General features: G+C 67.8%; 1 protein-coding gene. It reads left to right on the top strand.

The window, feature by feature from the left end:
- Positions 1-1,110, top strand: a 1,110-nt coding sequence (arc, locus tag ABZY91_RS42105) for a proteasome ATPase (RefSeq protein WP_355409549.1), incomplete at both ends; no start/stop codon positions are given.

Below are 1,110 nucleotides of genomic sequence, written 5' to 3'. Positions count from 1 at the left end.
ACCGCCCAGAACGAACGGCTCGCCTCCACCCTGCGAGAGGCCCGCGACCAGATCGTGGCCCTCAAGGAGGAAGTGGACCGGCTGGCACAGCCCCCGGCCGGATTCGGCGTCTTCCTCAGCCAGAACGAGGACGGCACCGCCGACATCTTCACCGGTGGCCGCAAGCTCCGCGTGAACGTCAGCCCCAACGTCGAGCTCGACGAGCTGCGGCGCGGCCAGGAAGTGATGCTCAACGAGGCCCTCAACATCGTGGACGCGATGGCCTTCGAGAGCATCGGCGACCTGGTCACCCTCAAGGAGGTCCTGGAGGACGGCGAGCGGGCCCTGGTCGTCGGCCACACCGACGAGGAGCGGGTGGTGCGCCTGGCCGAACCGCTGCGCGAGATCACCCTCCGGGCGGGGGACGCCCTCCTGCTGGAACCCCGTTCCGGCTACGTCTACGAGGTCGTGCCGAAGTCCGAGGTCGAGGAGCTCGTCCTCGAAGAGGTCCCGGACATCGACTACCGCCAGATCGGCGGCCTCGCCAACCAGATCGAACTGATCCGGGACGCGGTCGAGCTGCCGTACCTGCACGCCGACCTCTTCAAGGAGTACGAGCTGCGCCCGCCCAAGGGCGTGCTGCTCTACGGCCCGCCCGGCTGCGGCAAGACGCTGATCGCCAAGGCCGTGGCGAACTCGCTGGCCAAGAAGGTCGCCGAGGTCACCGGCCGGCCCCAGGGGAAGAGCTACTTCCTCAACATCAAGGGCCCCGAGCTGCTCAACAAGTACGTCGGCGAGACCGAGCGGCAGATCCGCCTGGTCTTCCAGCGGGCCCGGGAGAAGGCGAGCGAGGGCACCCCCGTCATCGTCTTCTTCGACGAGATGGAGTCGCTGTTCCGCACCCGAGGTTCCGGTGTCAGCTCGGACGTGGAGAACACCATCGTCCCGCAGCTGCTCGCCGAGATCGACGGCGTGGAGGGCCTGGAGAACGTCATCGTCATCGGCGCCTCGAACCGCGAGGACATGATCGACCCGGCGATCCTGCGGCCCGGCCGCCTGGACGTCAAGATCAAGATCGAGCGCCCGGACGCCGAGGCCGCGAAGGACATCTTCTCCAAGTACCTCAAGGGC

Source organism: Kitasatospora sp. NPDC002965 (assembly GCF_040611255.1).
GTDB lineage: Bacteria > Actinomycetota > Actinomycetes > Streptomycetales > Streptomycetaceae > Kitasatospora.
The sequence above is the reverse complement of the archived record's forward strand: the minus strand, read 5'-3'. Positions and strand labels throughout refer to the sequence as shown.